This is a genomic window from Marinobacter pelagius, assembly GCF_900114925.1.
In the GTDB taxonomy this organism is placed as follows: domain Bacteria; phylum Pseudomonadota; class Gammaproteobacteria; order Pseudomonadales; family Oleiphilaceae; genus Marinobacter; species Marinobacter pelagius.
On record NZ_FOUR01000006.1, the window covers coordinates 268,509 to 294,810 of the forward strand.

Below are 26,302 nucleotides of genomic sequence, written 5' to 3' on the forward strand. Positions count from 1 at the left end.
GTTACACCCTCCCGATCGCGAAGCTGCGGGCATACTCTTCCGGGCTGTCCGGATCGAAGGTCTTGCCCATGATGGTGTGGGTCTTGTAGGTGTTGTCCGGAGCGGTGTAACCCATTTCTTCCATGAGCTTGCCGGTCTCGCCCGCGAGGTATACCTGCTCGGCGATGCCCTTGTAGTCCACATCACCCTCGATATAACCCCAGCGCTTCATCTGGGTAAGGATCCAGACACCCATGGAGTGCCAGGGGAATGGGTCGAAGTCGATCCGATCCGGTACGCTCTGAACCTCGCCCAGGCCATCGGCGTAGTAGCCGGTCAGCACCTGCTGGATCACCGGCACCGGCTGGTTCAGGTAGTTCTTCGGGGCAATGGCCTCGGAGATTTCCTTGCGGTTATCCGGGTTGTTGGAGTACTGGGTGGCGTCGATGATGGCCCGCAGCAGGGCCCCGTAGGTATTCGGATTCTGGGTGGCGAACTGCTGGCTGCAGGCAAAGGCGCAGCACGGGTGACCTTCCCAGATGTCCTTGGTAAGCATGTGGATGAAGCCTACCTTCTCCCACACGGCACGCTGGTTGAAGGGGTCCGGCGACAGGTAGCCATCGAGGTTACCGGCGCGCAGGTTGGCGACCATCTCGGGTGGCGGTACCACACGGATCTGCACATCCTTGTCCGGGTCGATGCCGTTCTCGGCCAGGTAGTAGCGCAACAGGAAGTTGTGCATGGAGTACTCGAACGGTACGCCGAATTTGAAGCCTTTCCACTGCTTCGGGTCCCGCTTGTCCTTGTGATCCACGTGCAGAACGATGGCCTGGCCGTTGATGTTCTCAACCGCCGGCATGATGAACGGCTCCGGTGTGGAGCCCGCGCCCATGGTCATCGCCAGGGGCATGGGTGTGAGCATGTGGGACGCGTCGTACTCGCCCGCCAGGGATTTATCCCGGGCCACCGCCCAGCCCGCCGTTTTGGTGACGGTCACATCCAGGCCGTAGCGCTCATAGAACCCCATGGGGTGTGCCATGATGATCGGAGTGGCACAGGTGATGGGCACAAAGCCGACATTCAGCCTGGTTTTCTCCAGCTTGCCCAGGGATTCCTTCACGGCTGCTTTGGCCTTCTCCATGGGGAACACGCTGCCCAGCAGCGCGGCCGCGGTGCCTGCCCCCATCATCTTCATGAAGCTCCGGCGGCTGTGGTCGTTGTGACCGAACACGGATCGGACCACAGCGCTCTCGATGGCACGATCCATCATGGCCTCGGAATCCATGGCGCTTTCAGAGACCACCGCATCCTGGCTTGGTGATTGCTGAAGATTCAGAGACACCGACGGCGTTTCCTGTCCGGGTTTACATTCCGGACAACCGCAGGTTTTGGCGTGGATCAGTGACTGGTCACCGTCAAACGGATTGCCAAGGCTTTTCGTAGTCATGGGGCACTCTCCCTACTCTCGGACTGTTTTTGCACACATACGGTGCGACAAGGTTGCGGCTCGGGACCGTCAGCAAGACTCATTCGGCTCGGGCTACGCGTTCTGGGAGAGCTATCGCAGGGTTCGTGCCAACTACGGATGTTTTTATATTTATCTGTTTTTATTGATGTTTCAGAAAGATCTGACGAGTGGGCACAGCTACGATTTTTCGTAATTCACGATTTTTCGTGGCTGGAACACCGAATTTTCGTAGTTGGCACGGGGTTTGTTCTGTTCTTTTCGGAACAGCACAGGACACCCCCATGAACACCGAGACCACCATTGCCCCGATTGCCCCTATCAGAACGACAAGCTGGATTGACCACCTTCCAGAGGCGGCGCTACTTGTGGATGCCGCCCGGGATCTGATCCTCGCCGCAAATAGCGCCATGGGCCGGATGATCGGCACCGACCGGCAATCCCTGACCGATACCCCCTGCACCCACCTGTTCGCGGACCAGCGACCACAACTCATTACCTTCACCGAGGAAACCCTGTTCCGCAGCCATGGCTGGAGCCGGGATTTCGTGATCAAACACCGGGACGGCCACACCCTAGAGCTGGAAATATCCTCCTCCCGGGTTGGCGAGGCCGAATCCCAGAACGTGCTGCTATTGCTTCGCGACCGGCGCCATCTGCGCACACTGCGCGAGCGGCACGACGCCAACCACTACCACCGGGGCGGCCTGCTGGAATGGCGGCGGGTAGAGGAACTGTTCAAGGACATGGAGCGTGAAAACCAGCTGATCCTGCACGCCGTGGGGGAAGGCATTTACGGGGTGGATGCCGAGGGCCGCACGACCTTCGCCAACCCGGCGGCAGAACGGATGCTCGGCTGGCGTATTGACGAACTCATGGGCCGGGTCATCCACCGGGTGGTACATCACTCCCACGAGGATGGCAGTCTCTACCCCCTGAAAGAGTGCCCCATTTACGCCGCCTTCCGGGACGCCAGCGTGAAACGGGTGGGCGAAGACTGGTTCTGGCGCAAGGACGGCACCGGGTTTCCGGTCGAGTACACCAGTACACCCATCCTGGATAACGGCCACCCGGTGGGTGCTGTGGTGGTGTTCCGGGATATTTCTCCCCGCCTGCAGGCACAAAAGGAGTTGCAGCAGGCCCTCGAGGAAGTGGAGAGTCTCAAGCACCGGCTGGAAATGGAAAACGCCTACCTGCAGGAGGAACTCAGCGCCGAATACCACTTCCACGAAATCTTTGGCCAGAGCGACGCCATCAAGGCCATCGTCCGGCGGATCGGCATGGTCGCCCCCACCGATGCCAACGTGCTGGTCACCGGCGAATCCGGCACCGGCAAGGAACTGATTGCCCGCGCCATCCACCAGTCCAGCACCCGCCGGGACCGCCCCCTGATCCGGGTAAACTGCGCCGCGATTCCCAAGGACCTGTTCGAGAGCGAGTTCTTCGGCCACATCAAAGGCGCGTTCACCGGCGCCGTCAGTGACCGCGTCGGCCGGTTCGAACTGGCCGACGGTGGCACCCTGTTTCTGGATGAGGTGGGTGAAATCCCGCTGGAACTGCAGGGCAAACTGCTCCGGGTGCTTCAGGATCAACAGTTCGAGCGCGTGGGCGAAAACCGCACCCGGGCAGTGGATGTGCGGGTGATCGCGGCCACCAACCGGGATCTGAAATCGGAGGTTCAGCAGAAAACCTTCCGGGAGGACCTCTATTTTCGTCTGAATGTCTTCCCGATTGAATCCGTGCCGCTGCGCCGGCGACTGGAAGACATCCCGATGCTCGCCCAGGAATTCCTGAATCGGGCCTGTCAGAAATTCAACCGGCCAACACTGGCACTGCGAGAGCGGGACGTCGAAACCCTGAAAGCCTACCACTGGCCGGGCAATGTCCGCGAACTGGAAAACGTGATCGAACGTCAGGTGATCACAGCCGATGGCCGGCTGGATCTGGACCTGCAGGGTCCGGATTCCGCGGCCAGACCCACGTCGGAACCCATACCGCCGGCGAGGCATTTCAACGGTGAGCTGATGACGGAACAGGAGCTCAGGGAGCTGGAGAAACAGAACCTCAGACAGGCCCTGAAAATCAGTAGCGGCCGGGTGTTCGGCGACGACGGTGCCGCGGCACTGCTGGGTGTCAAACCGACCACCCTGTCCTCACGCCTGAAAAAACTGAAAATCGAACCGCGACAATTTCAGGTGAGGAATCATTAACTGCGTGAAACAGCCAAGGTACGTCGGCGCGGGGTGGCAGGTGGATTTTTCGCTGGAAAAAGGTGTCTGAGCGAAGCGAGTTCTTTTTCCAAGAAAAACTCCACCTGCCACCCCGCAAGCCCGCCCCTATACAAGCAGGCTAGAAGAAACAAAACGCCAAATCAGATCAGTTCGATGGCCACAGCCGTGGCCTCACCACCGCCGATGCAGAGCGAAGCCACGCCACGCTTGAGCCCTCGCTGTTTCAGCGCATTGATCAGAGTGACGATGATCCGGGAACCGGAGGAGCCGATCGGGTGACCGAGGGCGCAGGCGCCGCCATGGACGTTCACCTTCTCCGCCGGAAGCTTCAGCTCGTTGATCGCCGCCAGGGTGACCACGGCGAAGGCTTCGTTGATCTCGAACAGGTCGACATCGTCCAGCGTCCACCCCGCTTTCTTGAGCACCTTCTCGATGGAGCCGATCGGCGCGATGGTGAACTCGGACGGCAGGCGTGCATTGGTGGCGTGGGCCACGATCCGGGCCTGGGGAGTCAGACCGCGAGCGTCGGCTTCGGCCGCGGAGGTCAGCACCAGGGCGGAAGCGCCGTCGCTGATGGAGCTGGAGTTGGCGGCGGTCACGGAGCCGTCTTTGGCGAACGCCGGCTTCAGCTGGGGGATTTTCTCCGGCTTGGCGTTGCCCGGCTGCTCGTCGGTATCCACTTCGGTGTCACCGCCACGGCCGGAAACAGTCACCGGAACAATCTCGTCCTTGAACCAGCCGTTTTCGATGGCGGCTAGGGATTTCTGCAGGGAGCCGATGGCAAATTCGTCCATGGCCTGACGGCTGATGTCGAACTTGTCGGCGGTGCGCTGGGCGAACACGCCCATCAGTCCGCCTTCATAGGCGTCTTCCAACCCGTCCAGGAACATGCTGTCCATCACTTGGCCATGGCCCATGCGCATGCCGGCGCGAGCCTTCGGCAACAGGTACGGCGCCTGGCTCATGTTTTCCATGCCGCCGGCAATCATGATGTTGTTGGTACCGGCCTTGATCTGGTCGTGGGCCATGATGACCGCCTGCATGCCGGAGCCGCACATCTTGTTGATGGTGGTACAACCGGAGCTGTCGGGGATGCCCGAGGCACGGGATGCCTGGCGTGCCGGTGCCTGGCCGAGACCGGCGGGCAGTACGCAGCCCATGATGACTTCCTGGATGTCCGCCGGTTGGAGACCGGAACGTTCTATGGCCGCCTTGATGGAGATGGCGCCCAGATCCGGGGAGCGGACGGAGCTCAGGGAGCCCATCATGCCGCCCATCGGGGTTCTTGCTGATCCTGCGATTACTACGTCATTGCTGTTCATCTGGTAATCCTCCTGAATTGGGGGAGGGCCCGATCAGGGGGATGCCTTGCCGAGACACGCTGTGAATACGTCCCTGTACGCTCGACCAAAACATCCATGTTTTGGACGGTCCCGGCAAGGCATCCCCCTGCTCGGACCCCAGAATTTCGAGTTGCCTTCAACGAATCCTGGTTAAACGACTGGATGTCAGGCTTTGCCCAGTACAGAGCGGGCAATAATTTCTTTCATTACTTCGGACGTACCGCCGTAAATCCGCTGCACCCGGGCGTCGATGAAGTTGCGGGAAATCGGGTACTCCGTGGTGTAGCCGTAACCACCGAACAGCTGCAGGCAGCCATCGGCCACCCGGCACTGCATTTCCGTGGCGCTGTACTTGGCCATGGAAGCGGTGGGGGCATCGAGTTTGCCTTCTTCGTACTCTCGGATGCACTGGTCCACGAACGCCTTGTTTACCCGGTAATCGGTTTCCATGCGGGCGATTTCGAAACGGGTGTTCTGCAATTGGGCCAGCTTCTGGCCGAACAGTTCCCGTTCCTGGGTGTAGGTGATGGTCATGTCCAGGGAGCCGCGGGCGGCGGCAACGCCGAGGGCACCGATAACCAGGCGTTCCCGTGGCAGCTCACGCATCAGGTAAACGAAGCCCTGCCCTTCTTCGCCGAGTAACGCCGAGGCCGGGATACGCATGTCCGAGAAGAACAGTTCGGAGGTATCACCGGAGTGCTGGCCGATCTTGTCCAGGTTCCGGCCTTTGCTGTAGCCCGGCAAAGAGGTGTCCACCAGGAACAGGCTGATACCCCTGGCACCGGCACTCGGGTCGGTCTTGGCCGCGACGATCACCATGTCGGCATGCTGGCCGTTGGTGATGAAGGTCTTGGAGCCGTTCAGGATGTAATCATCCCCGTCCCGGACCGCACTGGTGCGGATGGCCTGGAGGTCACTGCCGGCGCCTGGTTCGGTCATGGCGATGGCGCCGACGGCTTCGCCGGAGACCATTTTCGACAGCCACTGCTGCTTCTGTTCATCGTTACCGATGTGGCTGAGGTACGGCGCGACGATGTCGGAATGCACCATGACGTTGGTGGAAAGCGCACCGAAGCCCATGCGGGCCAGCTCTTCACCGACGACAACCGAGTACTGGAAAGGCGCGCCGCAGCCACCGCACTCCTCGGGCACATCCACGCACAACATCCCGGCGTTGCCGAGTGTGTTCCAGAGTTCCCGGGGGACGATGCCGGACTTTTCCCAGGCTTCGTAATGGGGCGCCACTTCGGTTTCCAGGGCTTTGATAACAGAGTCCCGGAACATCGCCAGTTCTTCTTGATCGACAGGATTGGTCATGTCGCTCACCTGTGGTTATCAGATCGCTTTTGGCAGATCACGTGGGTATTGAGGATCCGCTTGTGGCAGATCCTGTTCGTCAAATCACTTGGGTGCCATGCGCAGCGCACAGTCGAGGCGGATCACCTCACCATTGAGAATCGGGTTGCGCACCATCTGGTCCACCATCATGCCAAATTCCTCCGGCTTGCCAAGGCGCTTCGGGAACGGCAGGGTGGCGGCCAGGCTGTCCTGAACTTCCTGGGGCATACCGGCCATCATGGGAGTCATGAAGATACCCGGCGCGATGGTGTTCACACGGATGCCTTCCCGGGCCAGCTCACGGGCAGCCTGCAGGGTAAGAGCCACCACACCGCCCTTGGAGGCGCTGTAGGCGGATTGCCCGATCTGGCCTTCAAACGCCGCCACGGAAGCGGTGTTGATGATCACACCCCGCTCGCCATCGGCATTGGGCTCACGCTGGGCCATATCCGCTGCCGCCAGTCTCAGGATATTGAAGGTACCAATCAGATTGACCTGGATAACCTTGCTGAACTTCTCCAGAGGCATCACGCCATCGCGACCCAGAATCTTCGAGGCCGGGGCAATACCGGCGCAGTTGACGGCGATGCCGCAGGGGCCGTGTGCATCCCGGGCCGCGCTGAGGGCTGCCTCGGCGCTCTCAGGAGAGGTCACGTCGCACTCAACGAAGATGCCACCAAGCTCGGCTGCCACCTTCTCACCCTGCTCCTTATTCACATCCAGGATCGCCACCTTGCAGCCTGCAGCCGCCAGTGCGCGGGCCGACGCCTCACCAAGACCGGAGGCTCCACCTGTTACAATGGCCGGTACATTATTGAAATCCATCGTTCACTCCTCTTTTTGTAATCCGCTTGTGTGAAATCGGACCAGAAAACCACTTTACGTTTACGTAAACTTTATCTAACCTTAGTCGAAAAAGGAAATCGTCATGGTCGAAAAAAGAACCTTCAGCATCAGCGAGCTCTCCCAGGAGTTCGATGTCACAACGCGAAGCATCCGCTTCTATGAGGATCAGGGCCTGCTCAAACCCAGGCGCCGCGGGCAGACACGCATTTTCAGCACCAAGGACCGGGTGCGCCTGAAGTTGATTCTCCGCGGCAAACGCATGGGCTTCACCCTTGCAGAAACCAAGGAACTTTTCGACCTCTGGGACGAGACCCTGACCGGCAATGAAAAACAGCTGCTGAAAATGCTGGAAATTCTGGAAGCCCGTAAGGCCATGCTGGAACAGCAGAAGAACGACATAGCCCAGGCGGAAATGGAAATAGATACCGCCGAGGCCCGGTGCCGAGAAGCCCTGGCCGACCTCGAGAAAAAGAAGAAAGAACAGGGACTGGTGCCAAAAGAGACAGAAGAAGCCGTTGCCCAGAAGTGACGGAAACCAAACACGAAGCGTTCCTAACAAGAAGGTAGCCAACGATGAAATCACAATACTCAGAGCTGAATTTCGGCCTCGGTGAAACCCTCGACATGCTGCGTGAGCAAGTCAACGGCTTTGCTGCCTCCGAAATCGCCCCGCGCGCCGAAGAGATCGACCGCAACAACGAGTTCCCCATGGACCTGTGGCGGAAAATGGGCGACATGGGCCTGCTGGGTATTACCGTGAGCGAGGAATACGGCGGCTCCGACATGGGTTACCTGGCCCACGTCATCGCCATGGAAGAAATCAGCCGTGCCTCCGCCTCCGTTGGCCTCTCCTACGGTGCCCACTCCAACCTGTGTGTTAACCAGATTCACCGCAACGGCACCGAAGAACAGAAACAGAAATACCTGCCCAAACTGGTCAGCGGCGAACACATCGGCGCTCTCGCCATGTCCGAGCCCAACGCCGGCTCCGACGTCGTCTCCATGAAACTCCACGCCCGAGACGAAGGCGACCACTACGTCCTCAACGGCAACAAGATGTGGATCACCAACGGCCCGGACGCCAACACCTACGTCATCTACGCCAAGACCGACCCGAAAGGCGGTTCCAAGGGCATTACCGCGTTCATCGTCGAACGCGACTACCCGGGCTTCAGCCGCCACCAGAAACTCGACAAACTCGGCATGCGCGGCTCCAACACCTGTGAGCTGGTGTTCGAAGACTGCAAGGTTCCCAAGGAAAACATCCTCGGTGGCGAAGGCAACGGCGCCAAAGTCCTCATGAGCGGCCTCGACTACGAACGCCTCGTGCTCTCCGGCGGCCCCCTGGGCATCATGCAAGCCGCCATGGACGTCGTCGTCCCCTACATCCGCGAGCGCAAACAGTTCGGCCAGGCCATCGGCGAATTCGAACTGGTACAAGGCAAAGTGGCGGATATGTACACCTTCATGAACACCTCCAAGTCCTACGTCTACATGGTGGCCCAATCCGCCGACCGCGGCGAGACCACCCGCAAAGACGCCGCCGGCGCCATCCTCTACTCCGCCGAAATGGCCACCAAACTGGCCCTGGACGCCATCCAGCTGCTCGGCGGCAACGGTTACATCAACGAATACCCGACAGGCCGCCTGCTGCGGGACGCCAAGCTGTATGAAATCGGTGCCGGTACGTCCGAAATCCGCCGAATGCTGATCGGTCGCGAGCTGTTCCTGAACAAGTAAGGCGCTGACGAACACCGCTCGAGAGCGGAAACCAGCACCCAATGTATGACGAGGGTCTGGTGGCAGGGCGGTCCGGGAATGTTGAAGGCCAAGGATGGCCTGAAACAAGCGCACACGGACGTGCCCGTAGCGGTTCCCGGACCGCCCTGCCACCAGGCCCGATGCCCCCGAATGCATGGAAGTCAGACTTATGACCATACTCCAAAGCAAAATAAACCCAAGATCTGAAGAGTTTCAGGTCAACAAAGAGTCCATGGCAGCAGCCGTAGCGGACCTGCGGGAAAAAGTCACCAAGATCCAGCAAGGCGGTGGCCCCGACTACCAGAAGCGCCACACCGACCGCGGCAAACTCCTGCCCAGGGAACGCATCAACCGCCTGCTCGACGACGGCTCCCCGTTCCTCGAGGTCGGTCAGTTCGCCGCCTACAACGTTTACGACGAAGAAGTCCCCGCTGCGGGCGTCGTCGCCGGCGTCGGCCGCGTCTCCGGCACCGAATGCATGATCATCGCCAACGATGCCACGGTAAAAGGCGGCAGCTACTACCCGCTCACCGTGAAAAAACACCTGCGTGCCCAGGAAATCGCCCTGGAAAACCGCCTACCCTGCATCTACCTGGTCGACTCCGGCGGCGCCAACCTGCCAAGACAGGACGAAGTCTTCCCGGACCGCGACCACTTCGGCCGCATCTTCTACAACCAGGCCCGCATGTCCGCCGACGACATCCCCCAGATCGCCGTGGTCATGGGCCTGTGCACCGCCGGGGGCGCCTACGTGCCCGCCATGGCCGACGAATCCATCATCGTCCGCAACCAGGGCACCATCTTCCTGGCCGGTCCGCCCCTGGTAAAAGCCGCCACCGGTGAAGTGGTCACCGCCGAAGATCTGGGTGGGGCCGATGTGCACTGCAAGATCTCCGGCGTCGCCGACCACTACGCCGAAAACGACGCCCACGCCCTGGAAATCGCCCGCCGCTGCGTGGCCAACCTGAACCGCCGCAAGCCGGTTCCGGTGGAAGTCCAGAAACCCCGGGCGCCGCTGTACGATCCGGAGGAAATCTACGGCATCGTCGGCACCGACCTGCGCAAGCAATTCGACGTGCGCGACGTGATCGCCCGTATCGTCGACGGCTCCGAATTCGACGAATTCAAACGCTACTACGGTCAGACCCTGGTCACCGGTTTTGCCCATATTCACGGCTACCCGGTAGGCATCGTCGCCAACAACGGCATCCTGTTCAGCGAGTCCGCCCAGAAAGGCGCCCACTTCATCGAACTATGCTGCCAGCGCAACATCCCGCTGCTGTTCCTGCAGAACATCACCGGCTTCATGGTGGGCCAGAAGTACGAGTCTGAAGGCATCGCCAAGCACGGTGCCAAGATGGTCATGGCCGTGGCCTGCGCCAACGTACCCAAGATCACCGTGCTGATCGGCGGCAGCTATGGCGCCGGCAACTACGGCATGTGCGGCCGCGCCTACAGTCCCGACTTCCTGTGGATGTGGCCGAACGCCCGTATCTCCGTCATGGGCGGCGAACAGGCTGCCAACGTGATGGCCCAGGTTCGCCGCGAAGGCCTCGAACGCAAGGGCGAAAGCTGGAGCGAAGAAGATGAGGCGGCGTACAAGAAGCCCATCGCCGACAAATACGAGCACCAGGGCCACCCCTACTACGCCAGTGCCCGCCTTTGGGACGACGGCGTGATCGACCCGGCCCAGACCCGGGAAGTGGTTGCCCTGAGCCTGTCCGCCACGCTGAACCGGCCCGCGAAGCCCACGCGCTTCGGCGTGTTCCGCATGTAACCGAGGAGAAAGATCATGTCAGAACAGGAATCTGCGGTTCTGCTGAGACGCCGCGAAGGCGGTGTGACCGAGGTTGTGCTGAACCGCCCGGACAAGCGCAACGCCTTTGACGACGTCATCATCCAGCAGCTTATCCATACGCTGACCGACGTAAATGCCGACAGCCAGACCAAAGTGGTGATCCTGCGCTCCGAAGGCAAACACTTCTCCGCCGGCGCGGACCTGGGCTGGATGCGCCGCATGGCCGAGAATACCCACCAGGAAAACCTGGACGATTCCCGGGAACTGGCGCGGCTGATGAGTGTACTCAACCACCTGTCCAAGCCAGTGATCGGCCTGGTGCAGGGCGCGGCCTTCGGCGGTGCGGTGGGTCTTGCCGCCTGCTGCGACATCGTCCTCGCCACCGAGAAATCCAGCTTCTGCCTGAGCGAAGTGAAGCTCGGCCTGATTCCGGCGGTCATCAGCCCCTACGTGGTGCGCGCCATTGGTGAACGCCAGGCCCGCCGGTACTTCATCTCCGCCGAAGTCTTTACCGCAAAGCAGGCTCAGGAGTTTGGCCTGGTGCACATCGTGTGCGACGACGTGGAGGCCATGGAGCAGCGCTGTAACGAAATGCTCCAGCAGCTGGCCAGCAACGGCCCCGAAGCCATGAAAGCCGCCAAAGACCTAGTGTTTGCCGTCAGTCACAAGCCAATCGATGAAACCGTGATCGACGATACCGCACATCGCATCGCAGATATCCGAGTGGGCGTGGAAGGCCAGGAAGGACTGAGCGCTTTCCTGAACAAACGCAAGGCCAACTGGGTTCCGGAGGAATAACAACAATGTTCAGCAAGATTCTGATTGCCAACCGGGGCGAGATCGCCTGCCGGATCATCCAGACCGCCCACCGCATGGGAATCCGCTGTGTCGCGGTCTACTCCGACGCGGACGCCAGCGCCCGGCATGTGGCCATGGCCGACGAAGCGTTTCATATCGGCCCGGCGCCCAGCTCCGAGAGCTACCTCCGTGGCGAAAAGATCATCGAGATTGCCAAACAGAGCGGCGCCCAGGCCATCCACCCGGGCTATGGCTTCCTGTCCGAGAACACCGGGTTCGCCGAAGCCTGTGAAGCCAACGGTATCGTCTTTATCGGTCCGCCCTCTTCCGCCATCGCGGCCATGGGTTCCAAGTCCGCCGCCAAGGCCATCATGGAGAAAGCCGGCGTGCCTCTGGTGCCCGGTTACCATGGCAAGGACCAGTCCCCGGATGTGCTCCGCGCCGAAGCCGAGAAATGCGGCTTCCCGCTACTGCTGAAAGCCGTCGCCGGCGGTGGCGGCAAGGGCATGCGGGTGGTCGAGAACATGTCCGAATTCGACGATGCCCTGGCCGCCGCCCAGCGTGAGGCCAGGAACGCCTTCGGCAACCCGGACATGCTCATCGAGCGCTACCTGACCCAGCCCAGGCACGTGGAGATCCAGGTCTTCTGTGACCAGGACGGCAACGGCATCTACCTGGCCGAACGGGACTGCTCCGTCCAGCGCCGCCACCAGAAAGTCCTGGAGGAAGCGCCGGCCCCGGGCCTGACCGAGGAAACCCGCAAGGCCATGGGCGAAGCCGCCGTCCGTGCGGCCCAAGCCATCAACTACGTGGGTGCCGGCACCGTGGAGTTCCTGTACGACGTGGACGGTTCTTTCTTCTTCATGGAGATGAACACCCGCCTGCAGGTGGAACATCCGGTCACCGAAATGGTCACCGGCCAGGACCTGGTGGAATGGCAGCTCAAGGTCGCCTGGGGCGAGCCCCTGCCGCTGCACCAGGACCAGGTCAAAACCCGCGGCCATGCCCTGGAAGCGCGGATCTACGCCGAGGACCCGGACCAGGACTTCCTGCCGGCCACCGGCACCCTGCGCTACCTGAGCACCCCGGACGAATCCGCCCACGTGCGGGTAGACACCGGCGTCACCGAAGGCGACGAGATCAGCATCCACTACGACCCGATGATCGCCAAGCTGATCGTCTGGGACGAAACCCGGGACCAGGCCATCAACCGCATGGTCCAGGCGCTGGAGCACTACCGCATCGCCGGCGTGAAGACCAACATCCGGTTCCTGCACGCCCTGGCCGATGCCCAGCCGTTCCGGGAAGCGGACCTGACCACCAACTTCATCAGCGCCCACGAGGAACTGCTGTTCCCCAAATCCAGGCTCGACACCCACAAGGCCCTGGTACTGGCCGCCGGCTTCGTGCTGGAGCAGCGCAAATCCTCCGAGCCGGTGACCGCGGACCCCTGGTCGCCGTTCAGCCGCAAGAACAGCTGGCGCATGAACTCGGAATACGCCCAGCCGCTGAAACTGCAGGTGGGTGACGACATCCACGAACTCAAGATCCTCGAGCGGGACGACCGCTACCAGGTGTTCGTGGGCGACAGCGTGTACCACCTGAACGCGAAACTGGACGACGACTACCTGCAGGCGGTGGTCAACGGCCACCGGATCAGCGTTCACGGGAACCTGCACGAGGATCAGCTGGTCCTGTTCTACGAAGGCGACACCTTCAAGTGCACCGTCTACCGCGAGACCTACGGTTTCGAGGAAATGGCCGGTGAAGGCAGCCTGGCTGCTCCCATGAACGGCGCGATCGTTGCGGTTCAGGCCAAGGTGGGCGACAAGGTCAGCGCCGGCCAGACCCTGGTCATCATGGAAGCCATGAAAATGGAGCATGCCATCAAGGCCCCGGCCGACGGCGTGGTGAGCGAGATCTTCTTCGCCGAAGGTGACCAGGTCTCCGAAGGTGCCGAACTCATTGCCATCGAAACCGAGGAGGCTGAGTGATGGCGTTTCCGAAACAGGTTCGACTGGTGGAGATGAGCCCCCGGGACGGTCTGCAGAACGAACCCGGCCCGGTCATCGCCACCGACATCAAGACCGGCCTGATCAACCAGCTTGCCGACTGCGGCCTGAGCCACATCGAGGCCGCCAGTTTTGTGTCGCCCAAGTGGGTGCCACAAATGGGCGATGCCGCCGCCGTCATGGCCGGCATCAACCGCAAGGCCGGCGTCCGGTACTCCGCCCTCACCCCCAACCTGAAGGGTTTCGAGGGCGCGCTGGCCGCGAAGGTGGACGAGGTAGCCGTTTTCGGTGCCGCCTCCGAGTCCTTCACCAAGAAGAACATCAACTGCACCATCGCCGAAAGCCTGGAGCGCTTTGCCCCCGTGGTCGAAGAAGCTCGCAAGTACAACATCCCCGTGCGGGGCTACGTCTCGACCGTCCTGGGCTGCCCTTACGAGGGTGACATTGCCCCGGAACAGGTCGCCACTGTCGCCAAAGCCCTCTACGACATGGGCTGCTACGAGATTTCCCTGGGCGATACCATTGGCGTAGGTACGCCGCTCAAAGCAAAGCGTATGCTGGAAGCAGTGGCCGCATACGTTCCCATGGAACGCCTCGCTGCCCACTTCCACGACACCTATGGTCAGGCCCTGGCCAACCTGTACGCGGTGCTGGAAGAAGGCGTGAGCGTAATCGACGCCTCCGTCGCCGGCCTGGGCGGCTGCCCGTATGCCAAAGGCGCTTCCGGTAATGTGGCAACCGAAGACGTGCTATACCTGCTTAACGGTCTGGGCATCGAAACCGGTGTCGATCTCGAGAAGCTCGTGGCCACCGGCGACTGGATTTGCCAGCAGCTGAATCGCCATAACGGCTCTAAAGTCGGCCAGGCCATGGGCGGTAACTGCCAATGATTAAATTGGCGGGCGGGAAGCTGTACCCGCCCGTCATAGCACCAAAAACAAGAAGGCTGGGAGCCAAGAATGACCAACAAAAATGTAGTAGCCCTCGATCTCCCCATCCCGGAGATCAGCGACATGCCCGAAGACACCCAAAAGTACTTCCAGATCTGCCAGGAAAAACTCGGCATGATCCCGAACGTACTGACCGCCTACAGCCAGAACCTCAAGCAGCTGGAAGGCTTCACCCGCCTCTACAACGAGCTCATGCTCGGCGAAGGCGAACTCTCCAAGCTCGAGCGGGAAATGGTGGCCGTGGTGGTCTCCTCCGAGAACAAGTGCTTCTACTGCCTGGTAGCCCACGGCGCCGCCGTGCGGGTACTGAGCGGCGATCCCCAGCTGGGTGAGCACATGGTGATGAACTACCGCAGCGCCAAACTCGACAAGCGCCAGCGGGCGATGCTGGATTTCGCATCCCACCTCACCCGCTCACCGGCCACCGTCACCGAAGACCACATCCAGGCCCTGCGGGATGCCGGTCTCAGCGACCGGGGCATCTGGGACCTGAGCAACCTGGTGGGCTTCTACAACATGTCCAACCGCGTGGCCATTGCCAGCGATATGCAACCAAACCCCGAGTATCACAGCCAGAGTCGCTAGCAAGTACGCAGACTTGCTTGCCCTCGAATACAACAACAATTGGAGGCAGAGATATGAGCAAGACTCTACCAAGCTACACCAGCGGAACCGCAGAAGTGCCCCTGCTGGGCATGACCATCGGTGAAATGCTGGATCGTACCGCGGAGAAGTATCCGGATACCGAAGCCCTGGTGTGCCTGCACCAGGACATCCGCTGGACCTACAAGGAGTTCGTGGAAAAGGTCGACGAGGCCGCCCGCGCCTTCATGGCCATCGGCGTCAAGCGTGGCGACCGGGTGGGTATCTGGTCCCCCAACCGTTACGAGTGGACCGTGACCCAGTTCGCCACCGCAAAAGTGGGCGCTATTCTGGTGAACATCAACCCGGCCTACGGCGTGCACGAATTGCAGTACGCGCTAAACCTGGCCGGTATCACCACACTGGTCACCGCAGACAGCTTCAAGGCATCCAATTACCGGGAGATGATCTACGAGCTGGCGCCGGAACTGAAGCGCAGTGCTCCCGGCAAGCTCAAGGCCGACCACGTTCCGGAACTACGTGCCGTGATCAACGTGCACGAAGACAAGCACGACGGCATGTGGACCTGGAAGGAATTCCTCGGCTTCGCCAGCGACGTTCCCCAGGCTGATCTGGAAAAACGCCAGGGCGAACTGCAGTTCGATGATCCCATCAACATCCAGTTCACCTCCGGCACCACCGGCAATCCGAAGGGCGCCACCCTCACCCACCACAACATCCTCAACAACGGCTACTTCGTGGGTGAGAGCCAGCGCCTGACCGAAAAAGACCGCCTGGTGATCCCGGTGCCCCTTTACCACTGCTTCGGCATGGTCATGGGCAACCTGGGCTGTATCACCCACGGGTCCACCATGATCTACCCGGGTGAAGGCTTCGAGCCCAAGTCAGTCCTGCAGGCCGTGCACCAGGAAAAGGCCACCGCCCTTTACGGCGTGCCCACCATGTTCATCGCCGAACTGGCCGAGCCCGAGTTCGAGACCTACGACCTCTCCACCCTGCGCACCGGCATCATGGCCGGCTCCATCTGCCCGGCAGAGGTGATGAAGAAGGTCAACGGCAAGATGAACATGAAGGAGGTCCAGATTGCCTATGGCATGACCGAGACCAGCCCGGTTTCCACCCAGACCAGCTCCCTCGACCCGTTCGAGAAGCAGGTCACCACCGTGGGCCGCACCCAGCCACACCTGGAGACCAAGATCGTTGATCCGGGCACCGGTAACGTGGTCCCCCGTGGTGAGATCGGTGAACTGTGTACCCGTGGCTACAGCGTGATGCTGAAGTACTGGAACAACGAGGAAAAAACCCGCGAAGCCATCGACGACGCCGGCTGGATGCACACCGGCGACCTGGCCACCATGGACGAGGACGGCTACATCCAGATCGTTGGCCGCATCAAGGACATGGTGATCCGCGGCGGGGAAAACATCTACCCGAAAGAGATCGAGGAGTTCCTTTACACCCATCCGTCCATCGAGGAAGTACAGGTCACCGGCATCCCCGACGAGAAATACGGCGAGGAGCTGATTGCCTGGGTCAAGTTGCGCCCGGATGCGGACCCTGTAGACGCAGACGACCTGCAGGCCTTCTGCAAGGGCAAGATTGCCCACTTCAAGATCCCGAAGAACTACAAGTTCGTGGACGAATTCCCGATGACCGTCACCGGGAAGATCCAGAAGTTCAAGATGCGGGAGATCTCGATCGAGGAGATGGGGCTGAAGAAGTAATCCACTATTCTGCCCCCGGAAAACAACAGCCCCCGGCATTCAGCCGGGGGCTTTCTTCTTCATACTGACCTGAAAAACCACTCCCGCTTAAGGCGCCAGTTTTCGCTTCAATGCCTTCGAAACCGATAACGGCAGGCTTGGCAGCGAACGCAGCATCCACGGCAGAATCTTACGCTTCACGCCGCTCAGGGACTCCGGAATCATCGCCTCGATCAGGTGGGGGCCGGGCATTTTCTGGGCATATTCCAGGGCTTTTGCCATCTCTTCGGCGGTGTGTACCCGCACAGCGTGGACGCCCATGCCGTTGGCCATTTCCGCGAAATTGATCACCGGGCCGCGCAGGTCCAGCTGGGACTTGGCTTTTTCGCCTGCCTCTTCCGCGCCCACCCGCTCCAGCTCGATGTTCAACACCGAATAGGAGGCGTTGTTGAAAATAATGGAGGTGACGTTGAGCTGTTCCCGGGCCATGGTCCACAGCGCCTGGATGGTGTACATCGCGGTGCCATCGCCGATCAGCGCTATTACCGGCCGCTCCGGGCAGGCCACGGCGGCGCCGACCGCGTTCGGCAGTCCCTGACCGATAGCGCCCCCGGTGAGGGTGATCATGTCGTGGCGGGGTGCGCCTGCCGTCATGACCGAGAGCATGAGGCTGGAGGTGATGCCTTCGTCCACGATGATGGCGTTTTCAGGCATCAGGTGGCCGACGGCTTTGCAGACTTTTTCTGCCGTGAGCTTGCCCCGCGGCCGGCCGGGGCGTTTTTCCGCCTGCAGCTGCGGTTGGGCTTCGACAGCGCCCAGGGCTTTGTTGAGCTTGTCCAGGCTTGCCGTCACGTCCTGGTCCGGCGCCGCCAGGGTATGGACCTGGCAGCTATCGGGTACCAGGTAGCTTTGCTTGCCCGGATAGGCAAAGAAGGAAACCGGCGCCTTGGAGTCCACGATCACCAAGTGTTCCACGTCTGTCAGCTGCACCGTGGCCAGTTCGGCCAGGTAAGCCAGACGCTCCACGTACGGCAGGCCGGCACCCCGCTCCATGCGGGTCGGGAAGGTTTCCCCCAGCAGGGTAACGCCACTGTGGGCGGCAAGTTTCGCTGCCGCCATCAGGCCGGGCTCACGCAGGGCGCGCCCACCCATCAGCAGGGCCACTTTCTTGCCCGAGCGAATGACGGAGGCAATTTCCTCCACAACGTCATCATCCGCCCGCTGTGGCACTGGTGGCGCAAGGGGCGCGCTCGGCACCCCACCCTCACCCCAGGAAACGTCGGCCGGCAGAATCAAGGTTGCCACCTGGCCGGGAGCGCTCCGGGCCGCGGCGATGGCCTCAGCAGCATCCTGGCACAGGGTTTCCGTGCTCTTTGCGGTGCGCACAAACCCCGGAGAAACGTTGCGGGCGACGGTCTCGATATCGGACTGCAGCTGAGCATCGTATTTCACGTGGTAGGTGGCGTGGTCGCCAACAATGTTCACCACGGGCACCTTACCCTTTCGGGCGTTATGCAGGTTGGCCAGCCCATTGCCCAGCCCGCAGCCCAGGTGCAGCAAGGTGGCGGCGGGTTTGTCGGCCATGCGGGCGTATCCATCGGCCGCGCCGGTGGCTACACCCTCAAACAGGGCGAGGACCGCCCGCATTTTTGGCTCATCATCCAGTGCCGCCACGAAATGCATTTCACTGGTGCCTGGGTTGCTGAAACACACTTCCACGCCGGCATCCACCAGGGTTTTCATCAGGGCTTGTGCGCCGTTTGTCATTGTTGTTCTCCAACCTTTCCGCATTCGGGATTAGTAAATATTCTCGTTCTTAAAGGATCTGCAATTTCTGGACAACCTGATGTCAGCCTCCGGAAACAATCGAGCGAACTGCCGCCCGCGCGGTCATGATGCAACCGGGCAGGAAGGTGCCCTCCAATGAGCGTTTGCCGTTGGCACCACCGCCACCAAAGCCGGCGGCCTCTCCCACACAGTACAGACCCTGTACGGGTGCACCCTGCCCATCCAGGACTCGGCTGAGCAGATCGGTTTGCAGGCCGCCCAGGCTCTTGCGGGTAATCAGCTGCATGCGGATGGCAATGTAGGGGCCGGCGCCCGGTTTTTGCAGCGGTGCGGGTTTACAGGTACGCAGTCGGTCCGGTTTCCATTCCCGGGCATGCTCGATCATGCGGATCTGGGGGTCGTTATGAAGGCTGGTGCCGGTGGCAAAGTTGGCGTCGAAGGCATCTGCCGTGGCCTGGAGCGTCTGCGGGTTGACGTCATGGGAGCAGGTCAGTGCGTTCATTTTGCCGGCCAGGTCGGCCAGGGTATCCGCAACCAGGAAATCACGGCTTTCATGCTGCATCTGACGAACCAGGGCGTGGTTACCCAGTAGCAGTTCTTTCACGAATAACGGGAATTGCTTGTCCCGGATCCGGGCGTTGTGCTCGGCACCGGAGATGGCAAATTCCTTGGCGGCAATGCGCCAGTTCAGCAGGTGCCAGGTCCAGGGCTTTTCCTGCTCCGCCACCCGCTGGCACAGCCAGTGGGTGTCAAAACCGGTCACCAGGGGCTCCGGGCCGATCCGTTCTCCCCAGTGGTTCAGCCACAGGGCCGATTTGCAGGGGATGGTGGAAAGGCCGTGGCCGGGAAAATGCGGATACGGGTGCGGGAAACCGGCGGCGTAGTTCCACATTTCCCCCGCGTGGGTGATCTGGCCATTCAGCCTATCGGCGACCCAGTGATGCATTCGGCCATCCGCGTAAGGGTGAGCCCCGTTCAGCATGCTGGTGGGTTGTGGCCGGTCACCGGGCCAGTTGGCCCGGCATTGCTCATGGCTACCGTTGATGCCGCCGGTGGCCAGAACCACAGCAGAAGCCGCCAGGCGAACTTCCTCACCGGTAGCCTCGTTGATGGCCAGGGCGCCACTGACCTTGCCGGCCTCATGGTCCAGTTCGGTGATGCGGTGCTCGTGCAGCAGGGTGAGTCTGCCGGCGGTATTCTCCCGGTACAGGGCTGCCAGCAGGCAGCGGACCAGCTCCCGGGCAGTACCCCAGACCACGTGGTAACGGGGCAGCCGGTTGCCATCGCCAAAGCGCCCCCGCTCCACCCAGTTCACGGCGGGAAGGAACTTGATGCCTTCGTCACTCAGCCAGTCGTACACCTCGCTGCGGGAGTGCTCGACGTAGTAGCGGGCCCATTGCAGCGGCCACTCATCATCGGGTGCCAGTTCGCCGAAGCTGAGCCAGTCACCCAGGGCAATTTCCGGCGTGTCCGCAATTTTCATTCGCTCCTGCAGGGGGGTACCCACCAGCATCATGCCACCAAAGGCCCAGAGTGCCAGGCCGCCCATGCGTTCCTCGGTGTCACGGTCCGCCAGGGTGACGGTTTTCCCGGCCCGCAGGCCCTCGAGAGCGGTAACAATGCCCGCCAGCCCGCCGCCAACCACCAGAATGTCTGAAGCAATCACCTTGGCCATAATGCGTATCCGACCCGTTAGCAATGAGTTGTCAGGTTCAAAGATATACCGGTACCATGGCTTTAAAATTGACATTAGAGGCCAACAAAATTGACATTAGAGGCCACCGTTTCCATGGGCTGGGTCAATACCGTGATCGGAGCGGCCGAACGCCTCTCCGTGGATACGGATACCCTGCTGGCAGAAGCCGGCATTCCCGCTTCCGCATGTGAGCTGGAACGCTGGCCAATCGATGACATCACCCGCCTGTGGCATGCGGCGGAACGCTGCACAGGGGACCCAGGTTTCGGGCTGAAGGTGGGTGCCGAGTTCACGCCCATGAGCATCAGCGGGGTGGGGTTTGCCCTGCAGTCTGCCGCGACCCTGCGCGAGGCTATTGCGATGGTTCAGCGCTTTCAACGGCTGATATCCGATGGCGGCCGGTTTCAGATTGTTGCCGGCAACACCGCCACCTGGCTGGTCTACCATCCCCGTCAGGGCAAGCTGGCGTTCAGCCCTCACCAGATCGAGGCGGTGCTAGCGTCCGTGGTTGGCTTTGCCAGCTGGGTGACAGGTACCCGGATGCAACCGGCGCGGGTCCAGTTCAGCCAGCCCCGGCTCGGGCCGGTTCAGGGCTACCAGACGGTATTCAATTGCCCGGTGGAGTTCGAGCAGGCCTTCAGCGGCGTACTGGTGGAAAATACCGTTCTGGATCAGCCCCTGCCCCAGGCAGATCCCCAACTGGCGCAGGTTCATGAGCGTTACACCAGTGCCCGCCTGAAAGCCCTGACCATGAACAGTGCCTCGGTTGCAGAATTACAGCGATGGCTGGCGGCCCGGGTGGGGCCGGTGCTTCCCCGCCGGGCAGATGCGGCCGAGGTACTTGGCATCAGCGAGCGGACCCTGGCCCGTCGGCTACGGGACCAGGGCCACACCTTCGATGGTTTGCTCGATGAAGTCCGGCGTCAGAAGGCGCTCCAGGCGGTCGCCGAGACCAGCGCCGCCCTGCCGGAGATAGCCGAGTCCCTGGGGTTCGCCGAAGTCAGTACCTTCTACCGGGCTTTCAAACGATGGACCGGCTCGCCGCCGGTTCGGTGGCGAAAGCAGCTGGGACAATCACGCCAGTAGTGCCGAAGTACCAATCAGATCTGCTTGTAGACGACCTCGGACAGACGACTGCGGTTACCATCGGTATCCAGGGTGCGGATGGCAAAGTACCAGGTGCCATCCGTCAATTCGTCCACCAGCAGCTCATCCACCGACGCATCGCCGATTGCCAGACTCTGGTCCAGGCTGTCCGGATTGGTTCCGTAGACCACCTCGAAGCCTGCGATTTCACCCATGCTCAGGCTCTCACCGTTCTCGCGGGTGAGCGGAGCGGTCCAACTCAGCAGTGCGGCGTTCGCCGGGATTGTCGGCTCCTGAACGGGTTCGGTTACCGTTGAATCAGTATTATCGGTTCCGGTATCTGCTACCGTGTCACCGGAGCTGTCGGTGTCTGTCGTATCGGTGTTGTCAGCAATCGACTCTTCGGTGTCGGAGTCCTCGTACACATCAGCAATGGTCTTGAAACGCTGGACATTACGATACTCGACAACAACCAGCTTCTGGCTGATCACACTCGACGCCACGGTGGCCTGGAGCTCGGAGGACTGCAGCGCTGCGGCACTGACCAGGTCCGACAGCGCCACATTCACGCCATCTCCCATGATGTCGATCCGGCCGTTGGCCGCGATCTGGGAGGTCATGTTGTTCAGCACGTCGGAGATGGTGCTCCATTGGGTGCTGTCATTCACCAGGGCCAGGAAAGCGGCATTGGTGATGGACACCTGCAGGGCGTCTGCAGAAACACTGCCCAGGTCGTCAAGTCGGGTCAGATCCGGCGGAGCCAGACGAAGGGAGCCGGGAGCGAGCCCGAACCACCCTTCGACCGTCTGGTAGGCACCAGACAGGGCTTCCGGAGACAGACCGTTAGCACTTCGCTCCGCCAGCGTGACCGCCAGATGGGTCAACGGCGTCAGGTGCACGGTTTCCGTGGTCAGGTCACCGGCACCGCGCAAGCTGAATTGACTATCCAGCGGCATGGGCTGGCCGAACGCGACCGCCTCGGCACCAGCCTGATCGCATTGGGGGACCACATCACAGATCATGCGAGTATTGCCATCAGCCTGCAGCTCAACCAGGGCCCAGCCGTCGGCCTTGCCCCGCAAGCGCAGATCATAACTACCATCATCAGCGGTCAGCACAGGTTTGGCTGCCAATCGGTCCGGCGCGTAATAGCCGTCCTTGTCCGCCAGCAACCGGTTCGCCGTGACGATGCCTTTCTGGATAACACCCTTCATGGCCGCTCCGGCAACCTCGACGGCCGGTTCCTGGGACTGAGTCACCGTGTTGCTGTCGCTGCCTGTCATATCCTTGAAGCAGCCCGAAAGAAGAACGGACGCTGAGAGAACCAGCAGCCCGTGCTTCGATAATTTTTTGCCGCAATATGACATCGTTTTGCACCAATTTATTGACGAATTGGGCAGATCATACTCCGGTAAATTCCGACCAAAATGTGATCAGATTCGCTTTTTATGGAGGGGAATTCGTCGGGAAAGTGGCGCTTACGGTAGGAAACATCGCGACATTGAAGGTTACATCGGGCAGGTCGTGAAAACTTCGCTTAACCTCATGATTTTCTGATCATATTTTGAGCACTGATTGGTTAGGGGTAGACAACCTGGCTCTGCCGTTGCCTTTCGCGATTACAAATTTAAACAGTGAGCACGCTGTCTTTCATCCATGAAACAGCGGCGGTCCGACACTTGCCAGGCCGCCGCAGGCTTCTGGTTTCTAGTTGCGTGGATCGTCCTCGGGATTCAGATACTCGATCCCCCAGGGACCATTGCCATGCAACTGGATGACAGTGCCTTCGTCTCCGGTATAACCGAACATCGGATCTCCCGGCGACATGATCGCAAGGCTTCCTGTGGGCAACACCCTGGCTTCATCGCGGCGAAACTCCTCACCGTGGGCGAAATGAAAGGTCCCGGACAACACGGTGACCCGTTCATAGGCCGGATGAATGTGTGGAGCCACTTTGTAGTTTGGCGGTAAACGCAACCGGATGGTGAACGGATCGCCACTGGCGAGATCGCCCTCCAGAATCGAGATTTCCGCTCCTTCTGCCATGGATCCAACCGGCTTCCATGTCAGCTCGGAAGGCTCGATCATGACATGCCCCTCACCGTTGTACGGCGTCTTCGCATAGGCGCCACCAGCGGCACCAATGCACAGTGAGGCCGCAAGCAGGCCGGTTGTCAGCAGCTTGCCTCCGGCGTGTCCGGTGCCTGAGATAATATCCATCGTCTATCCTCCTCTTATCAGATTCGCAGAGGTTTTCTGGAACACCGGGGTCCTGCCCGGCTGACCGCAAGGACGCGGCAGCAAAAGGGAATGTTCCCGGAAAATTGCCGGGAACATTTGGGTTGTCAGGGGCGTCCCTGTAACAACGCCAACGGGGAAACACCATGAGACCTGTGGAAACGGAACAGCGTTGTGAATCGACAGTTTCAGAAGAGCGCCAACGGCTGTTCAGGACAAATGTGGAGCGCCTGATGGACCGTCTCTACGGCACGGCCCTGCGGATGACCCGTGATGCGGATGAAGCCGAGGATGTGGTGGCGGAGTCCGTCAGCAAGGCCTGGCGCGGGCTCGATCAACTGGACGATCTCACCCATATGGAAGGCTGGCTGTTCCGGATACTGCACAATACCTTTGTCAGTCTCAGGCGCCGGAGACAATGCCGCCAGGACCGGGAACTTCCCCTGGATGCAGACGACGGGGAGGAGGATTGCCGGTTCTCACTGTTCGAGAACCTTCACCAGCCGTTTCTGCTCTGGCTGGGGCGGCCCGAAACGGAGTTTATCAACCACCTGCTGGAGGAGGATCTGAAAAGGGCCGTTGATGACCTCGCAGAGCCCTACCGGATCGTGCTGGTGATGGTTGAAATGCAGGGTTATAGCTACGAACAGGTTGCCCGGATACTCGACATTCCCATGGGCACGGTTCGTTCCCGGTTGAGCCGGGCACGTTGCCTGCTGCAGAAAGCGCTCTGGACACAGGGCCGCGACGCCGGCCTGACCACCCACGGGACCCGTTCAACAGCCGGAGACGAACAGTGAACGCATCGAACATTTCATGTGAGGAAGTCATTGAACGGTTGTTCGAGTATCTGGACCAAGAGCTGGATGCGACCAATCGCGCCGAGATCGATCACCACCTGCGACGCTGTTTCGATTGTTTCAGCAGGGCTGAATTTGAGCGGCGGTTGCGTGAGCGGATTGCTCAAGCCGGAACCGAGGAGGCGCCGGAACGACTGCGGGCGCGGATCCGGGAACTGACGGGGCAATAGCCCCAGGGCAGCGTAATTTGCAGGGGGCAAACCATGGTTGCGATTCTTGGCTACTCAGAAGATCAGATTCGCGAGGCGGTTCAGGACATGTACACCGGCGTCGCGGAAGCTCCCGACTCGCCCTATCATTTTCCGGTCGGTGCCGGTGCCTGCCGCAGCCTGGGCTACACGGAAGAGCAGATTGTCGAACTTCCTGACAGCACACTCGCATCGTTCGCCGGTGTCGGCTGGCCCTTCCGGGGGCGGGCGCTCCAACCCGGCGACACGACCCTGGACCTGGGTGCCGGCGCGGGTAACGACAGCGTCATCGCAAGCCGGGTGGTGGGTCAGTCAGGGCATGTCATCGCACTGGATCTGACCGCTGCCATGACCCGAAAGCTGCGGCAGCATGCCTCCGGACACTGCGGGAATATCAGCGTCGTGCAGGCCTCGGCTGAGCAAATCCCCCTTGCAGGCCAATCCGTGGACAGTATCACCAGCAACGGAGCAATCAACCTGGTGCCATCAAAGCGACAGGCTTTTCGGGAAATGTTCCGGGTCCTGAAACCCGGTGGCAGGGTCCAGTTTGCCGACGTGGTCATCCGCCGCCCCGTCAATGTCGACTGTGACAGCGACCCCCGCCTCTGGGTTGAGTGCGTGGTAGGCGCCACTGTGGAGGAAGACCTCCTCGCCATGATGGGCGACACCGGATTCGAGGATATACAGGTACTGAATCGCCATGACTACTTTGCCTTGAGTCCCAGCGCACAGACCCGGGAGATTGCCCGCAGCTTCGGCGCCCACTCAGTGGAAGTGTCAGCCAGGCGGGGCGAACATCCACCCGGGCGATTACGGGAGTGGCTCCGGCGAAGTCATCCTTCCCGCTGGCTCGGCCAGCTGCATCGCCGTGGCTTTTCGGGCGTGGCGGCACTGGGTCTCGCCCTGGTCAGTTGTTATGGCGTGGTGGCCATGACCGGCCTGCTCACCCTCGCTGGCATCCGGCTGGCGCTGTCGCCGCAGGCCTGGTCCCTGGTCATCGCCACCTTTACCCTGCTGGCCTGGCTGACAATCGCAGCCGGTTTCCTGCAGCACCGCTCTACCCTGCCGGGGCTTCTGGCAACCCTTGGCGGGGCAATCGTGTGCTTTGCCCTGTTCGTGGACTACCATGTGCTGACGGAGCTTGCAGGGTTTGCACTACTGGCAGCAGGCGCCTTTGTGGACTTGCGCTATCGGCGACGGCTGGAAGCCCGAAAGCTTGGCCTCGATGGCGCCACTCGGGGCACCTCCCAGGACGGGGTCAGATGAAAAGCGCAGACGCGCTTTTCATCTGAAAATCATGTAGCCAGCCTCCCATAGTCCGTCATCCGGAGTAGGCTGGTAGTTGGCAAACACACTGCCGCTACAGGAGGCTGACATGACTCTATTCTGCGCCATCGACCTGCATTCAAACAATAGTGTCGCTGTCGTTCTTGATGAGAATGACAGCGTGCTTTATCAGGAACGTCTACCTAACGACCTGCCCACCATCGAGCGGGCGCTGCAGCCTTTCCAGAACGATCTCTACGGGGTTGCGGTGGAGTCGACCTTCAACTGGTACTGGCTGGTGGACGGCCTACAAGCGGCCGGTCACCACGTCATGCTGGTCAACACGCATGCGG

Annotated in this window: 22 protein-coding genes; 14 read left to right on the forward strand and 8 right to left on the reverse strand. The window is 60.9% G+C overall.

Translation table 11 applies throughout. The annotated features are described in order from the left end of the window. Nucleotide 1 precedes the first annotated feature (1 nt). Nucleotides 2–1,426: an ABC transporter substrate-binding protein gene (locus BM254_RS13480; RefSeq protein ID WP_092004621.1), complete on the reverse strand. Its 1,425-nt coding sequence runs from the start codon at nucleotides 1,424–1,426 to the stop codon at nucleotides 2–4. 302 nt (nucleotides 1,427–1,728) lie between these two features. On the opposite strand from BM254_RS13480, the gene BM254_RS13485 reads away from it, so the two are divergent. Then, nucleotides 1,729–3,654, forward strand: coding sequence for a sigma 54-interacting transcriptional regulator (locus tag BM254_RS13485; RefSeq protein ID WP_092004624.1), 1,926 nt, complete (start codon nucleotides 1,729–1,731; stop codon nucleotides 3,652–3,654). 161 nt (nucleotides 3,655–3,815) lie between these two features. Here the strand turns inward: BM254_RS13485 and BM254_RS13490 are convergent, their stop codons facing one another. The 3 genes from BM254_RS13490 to BM254_RS13500 all read right to left on the reverse strand — a co-directional run bounded on the left by BM254_RS13490 (nucleotide 3,816) and on the right by BM254_RS13500 (nucleotide 7,181). Continuing rightward, entirely contained in the window at nucleotides 3,816–4,997 is a 1,182-nt protein-coding gene (locus BM254_RS13490; protein ID WP_092004627.1) for a thiolase family protein, read from the reverse strand. Between the two features lie 186 nt (nucleotides 4,998–5,183). Then, complete coding sequence (locus BM254_RS13495; protein WP_092004630.1) at nucleotides 5,184–6,335, reverse strand: acyl-CoA dehydrogenase family protein; 1,152 nt, start codon at nucleotides 6,333–6,335, stop codon at nucleotides 5,184–5,186. 84 nt (nucleotides 6,336–6,419) lie between these two features. Further along, complete coding sequence (locus BM254_RS13500; RefSeq protein ID WP_092004632.1) at nucleotides 6,420–7,181, reverse strand: SDR family NAD(P)-dependent oxidoreductase; 762 nt, start codon at nucleotides 7,179–7,181, stop codon at nucleotides 6,420–6,422. Nucleotides 7,182–7,284: 103 nt separating this feature from the next. On the opposite strand from BM254_RS13500, the gene BM254_RS13505 reads away from it, so the two are divergent. The 8 genes from BM254_RS13505 (at nucleotide 7,285) to BM254_RS13540 (ending at nucleotide 16,848) form a co-directional block, all read left to right on the forward strand. Beyond that, nucleotides 7,285–7,731, forward strand: coding sequence for a MerR family transcriptional regulator (locus BM254_RS13505; RefSeq protein WP_092004635.1), 447 nt, complete (start codon nucleotides 7,285–7,287; stop codon nucleotides 7,729–7,731). Between the two features lie 44 nt (nucleotides 7,732–7,775). After that, nucleotides 7,776–8,942: an isovaleryl-CoA dehydrogenase gene (locus BM254_RS13510; RefSeq protein WP_092004638.1), complete on the forward strand. Its 1,167-nt coding sequence runs from the start codon at nucleotides 7,776–7,778 to the stop codon at nucleotides 8,940–8,942. Between the two features lie 190 nt (nucleotides 8,943–9,132). Continuing rightward, complete coding sequence (locus BM254_RS13515) at nucleotides 9,133–10,740, forward strand: carboxyl transferase domain-containing protein (protein WP_092004643.1); 1,608 nt, start codon at nucleotides 9,133–9,135, stop codon at nucleotides 10,738–10,740. Between the two features lie 15 nt (nucleotides 10,741–10,755). After that, nucleotides 10,756–11,559, forward strand: a complete 804-nt coding sequence (locus BM254_RS13520; RefSeq protein WP_092004646.1) for an enoyl-CoA hydratase-related protein — start codon at nucleotides 10,756–10,758, stop codon at nucleotides 11,557–11,559. Between the two features lie 5 nt (nucleotides 11,560–11,564). Then, a complete protein-coding gene (locus tag BM254_RS13525; RefSeq protein ID WP_092004649.1) occupies nucleotides 11,565–13,553 on the forward strand; it encodes an acetyl/propionyl/methylcrotonyl-CoA carboxylase subunit alpha in 1,989 nt (662 codons plus the stop codon). Then, entirely contained in the window at nucleotides 13,553–14,461 is a 909-nt protein-coding gene (locus tag BM254_RS13530) for a hydroxymethylglutaryl-CoA lyase (protein WP_092004652.1), read from the forward strand. The genes BM254_RS13525 and BM254_RS13530 overlap by 1 nt, the downstream gene beginning before the upstream one ends. Before the next feature lie 69 nt (nucleotides 14,462–14,530). Further along, nucleotides 14,531–15,106, forward strand: a complete 576-nt coding sequence (locus tag BM254_RS13535) for a peroxidase-related enzyme (protein WP_092004655.1) — start codon at nucleotides 14,531–14,533, stop codon at nucleotides 15,104–15,106. 53 nt (nucleotides 15,107–15,159) lie between these two features. Beyond that, on the forward strand, nucleotides 15,160–16,848 hold the full coding sequence (locus BM254_RS13540; RefSeq protein WP_092004658.1) for an AMP-binding protein: 1,689 nt from the start codon (nucleotides 15,160–15,162) through the stop codon (nucleotides 16,846–16,848). A gap of 87 nt (nucleotides 16,849–16,935) precedes the next feature. Here BM254_RS13540 and BM254_RS13545 read toward each other — a convergent pair whose 3' ends face one another. Together BM254_RS13545 and BM254_RS13550 are read right to left on the reverse strand one after the other, a co-directional pair. Beyond that, nucleotides 16,936–18,594 carry an acetolactate synthase large subunit gene (locus BM254_RS13545; RefSeq protein ID WP_092004661.1) on the reverse strand — a complete coding sequence of 553 codons (1,659 nt, stop codon included), beginning with the start codon at nucleotides 18,592–18,594 and terminating at the stop codon, nucleotides 16,936–16,938. A gap of 82 nt (nucleotides 18,595–18,676) precedes the next feature. Further along, nucleotides 18,677–20,290: an FAD-dependent oxidoreductase gene (locus tag BM254_RS13550; protein WP_092004664.1), complete on the reverse strand. Its 1,614-nt coding sequence runs from the start codon at nucleotides 20,288–20,290 to the stop codon at nucleotides 18,677–18,679. A gap of 90 nt (nucleotides 20,291–20,380) precedes the next feature. Here BM254_RS13550 and BM254_RS13555 point away from each other — a divergent pair, with 90 nt between their 5' ends. Next, on the forward strand, nucleotides 20,381–21,397 hold the full coding sequence (locus tag BM254_RS13555) for an AraC family transcriptional regulator (protein ID WP_092004667.1): 1,017 nt from the start codon (nucleotides 20,381–20,383) through the stop codon (nucleotides 21,395–21,397). 14 nt (nucleotides 21,398–21,411) lie between these two features. Here BM254_RS13555 and BM254_RS13560 read toward each other — a convergent pair whose 3' ends face one another. Both BM254_RS13560 and BM254_RS13565 read right to left on the reverse strand, forming a co-directional pair. Next, nucleotides 21,412–22,680 (reverse strand): DUF4998 domain-containing protein, encoded by a 1,269-nt coding sequence (locus BM254_RS13560; protein WP_245777443.1) that lies wholly within the window; start codon nucleotides 22,678–22,680, stop codon nucleotides 21,412–21,414. Nucleotides 22,681–23,104: 424 nt separating this feature from the next. Continuing rightward, nucleotides 23,105–23,617 carry a cupin domain-containing protein gene (locus BM254_RS13565; protein ID WP_217647757.1) on the reverse strand — a complete coding sequence of 171 codons (513 nt, stop codon included), beginning with the start codon at nucleotides 23,615–23,617 and terminating at the stop codon, nucleotides 23,105–23,107. Nucleotides 23,618–23,781: 164 nt separating this feature from the next. Here BM254_RS13565 and BM254_RS13570 point away from each other — a divergent pair, with 164 nt between their 5' ends. From BM254_RS13570 to BM254_RS17890, 4 genes are all read left to right on the forward strand, one after another. Continuing rightward, on the forward strand, nucleotides 23,782–24,435 hold the full coding sequence (locus tag BM254_RS13570) for an RNA polymerase sigma factor (protein ID WP_092004672.1): 654 nt from the start codon (nucleotides 23,782–23,784) through the stop codon (nucleotides 24,433–24,435). Next, nucleotides 24,432–24,665: a mycothiol system anti-sigma-R factor gene (gene rsrA / locus BM254_RS13575; protein ID WP_092004675.1), complete on the forward strand. Its 234-nt coding sequence runs from the start codon at nucleotides 24,432–24,434 to the stop codon at nucleotides 24,663–24,665. Before BM254_RS13570 ends, rsrA begins: the two co-directional genes overlap by 4 nt. 33 nt (nucleotides 24,666–24,698) lie before the next feature. Beyond that, complete coding sequence (locus BM254_RS13580) at nucleotides 24,699–25,949, forward strand: MerC family mercury resistance protein (protein WP_092004678.1); 1,251 nt, start codon at nucleotides 24,699–24,701, stop codon at nucleotides 25,947–25,949. 109 nt (nucleotides 25,950–26,058) lie between these two features. Continuing rightward, on the forward strand, nucleotides 26,059–26,302 hold a 244-nt coding region (locus BM254_RS17890), incomplete at its 3' end, for an IS110 family transposase (RefSeq protein WP_139227077.1).

What these genes read in the sequence shown, in the direction of transcription:
- BM254_RS13480 (WP_092004621.1), bottom strand. Translation starts at nt 1,426, where the DNA reads ATGACTACGAAAAGCCTTGGCAATCCGTTTGACGGTGACCAGTCACTG.
- BM254_RS13485 (WP_092004624.1), top strand. Translation starts at nt 1,729, where the DNA reads ATGAACACCGAGACCACCATTGCCCCGATTGCCCCTATCAGAACGACA.
- BM254_RS13490 (WP_092004627.1), bottom strand. Translation starts at nt 4,997, where the DNA reads ATGAACAGCAATGACGTAGTAATCGCAGGATCAGCAAGAACCCCGATG.
- BM254_RS13495 (WP_092004630.1), bottom strand. Translation starts at nt 6,335, where the DNA reads ATGACCAATCCTGTCGATCAAGAAGAACTGGCGATGTTCCGGGACTCT.
- BM254_RS13500 (WP_092004632.1), bottom strand. Translation starts at nt 7,181, where the DNA reads ATGGATTTCAATAATGTACCGGCCATTGTAACAGGTGGAGCCTCCGGT.
- BM254_RS13505 (WP_092004635.1), top strand. Translation starts at nt 7,285, where the DNA reads ATGGTCGAAAAAAGAACCTTCAGCATCAGCGAGCTCTCCCAGGAGTTC.
- BM254_RS13510 (WP_092004638.1), top strand. Translation starts at nt 7,776, where the DNA reads ATGAAATCACAATACTCAGAGCTGAATTTCGGCCTCGGTGAAACCCTC.
- BM254_RS13515 (WP_092004643.1), top strand. Translation starts at nt 9,133, where the DNA reads ATGACCATACTCCAAAGCAAAATAAACCCAAGATCTGAAGAGTTTCAG.
- BM254_RS13520 (WP_092004646.1), top strand. Translation starts at nt 10,756, where the DNA reads ATGTCAGAACAGGAATCTGCGGTTCTGCTGAGACGCCGCGAAGGCGGT.
- BM254_RS13525 (WP_092004649.1), top strand. Translation starts at nt 11,565, where the DNA reads ATGTTCAGCAAGATTCTGATTGCCAACCGGGGCGAGATCGCCTGCCGG.
- BM254_RS13530 (WP_092004652.1), top strand. Translation starts at nt 13,553, where the DNA reads ATGGCGTTTCCGAAACAGGTTCGACTGGTGGAGATGAGCCCCCGGGAC.
- BM254_RS13535 (WP_092004655.1), top strand. Translation starts at nt 14,531, where the DNA reads ATGACCAACAAAAATGTAGTAGCCCTCGATCTCCCCATCCCGGAGATC.
- BM254_RS13540 (WP_092004658.1), top strand. Translation starts at nt 15,160, where the DNA reads ATGAGCAAGACTCTACCAAGCTACACCAGCGGAACCGCAGAAGTGCCC.
- BM254_RS13545 (WP_092004661.1), bottom strand. Translation starts at nt 18,594, where the DNA reads ATGACAAACGGCGCACAAGCCCTGATGAAAACCCTGGTGGATGCCGGC.
- BM254_RS13550 (WP_092004664.1), bottom strand. Translation starts at nt 20,290, where the DNA reads ATGGCCAAGGTGATTGCTTCAGACATTCTGGTGGTTGGCGGCGGGCTG.
- BM254_RS13560 (WP_245777443.1), bottom strand. Translation starts at nt 22,680, where the DNA reads ATGACAGGCAGCGACAGCAACACGGTGACTCAGTCCCAGGAACCGGCC.
- BM254_RS13565 (WP_217647757.1), bottom strand. Translation starts at nt 23,617, where the DNA reads ATGGATATTATCTCAGGCACCGGACACGCCGGAGGCAAGCTGCTGACA.
- BM254_RS13570 (WP_092004672.1), top strand. Translation starts at nt 23,782, where the DNA reads ATGAGACCTGTGGAAACGGAACAGCGTTGTGAATCGACAGTTTCAGAA.
- BM254_RS13580 (WP_092004678.1), top strand. Translation starts at nt 24,699, where the DNA reads ATGGTTGCGATTCTTGGCTACTCAGAAGATCAGATTCGCGAGGCGGTT.